Source organism: Pseudomonas sp. FME51, assembly GCF_014897305.1.
Genome location: NZ_JABUYN010000051.1, coordinates 1 through 602 on the forward strand (window position 1 = coordinate 1; position 602 = coordinate 602).

The 602-nt window shown below is 61.1% G+C and carries 1 protein-coding gene; it reads right to left on the minus strand.

The annotated features are described in order from the left end of the window. A partial coding sequence (locus INT39_RS22360) for a M20/M25/M40 family metallo-hydrolase (RefSeq protein WP_193076154.1) occupies window positions 1-602 on the minus strand: 602 nt, incomplete at both ends.

Genomic DNA, 602 nt, shown 5'->3' on the forward strand with positions numbered 1-602 from the left:
AAGGAAAAGTCTTCGGCCGCGCCAGGGAGTTCAGCGGTAGCCACTTTGCCATCGGCGGCGCGCTCGAGCACTGGCGCCATTTGCTCAACGAGTTCGGCATCGTTGACGGTAGTGCTGTACATCGGTTCGATGGATACCTTGGCAGTGGCACCGGCGCTTTCAGCAATCTTTTCGGCGCTCACTGTCAGGTCATCACGCAGTTTTTCACGGACGCCCTGATCATAGGTGCGAATGGTGCCGGACATATCTACCGTCTCCGGGACGATGTTCGGTCCCGTGCCACCATTGATGGTGCCGATGGTGATGACTGCGGGTGAGCGGGTCAGGTTGGCCTTGCGGCTGACCACGGTCTGCACACCGGTGACTACCTGGGCGGAGGCGACGATGGGGTCGATGGTATTCCATGGCATGCCACCGTGACCTTGGCTGCCGGTGACGCTGATGTTCAGCATGTCGCTGGCCGCGGTGGTGGCGCCAGTACGCCAGCTCAGCTCGCCTGAGGGGCCGGGCATCACATGAATGGCGAAGACGGCATCGGGCTTGATGGTGTCGAACAGACCATCTTCCAGCATCAATTTGGCGCCCCAGCTGGCATCCTGGCC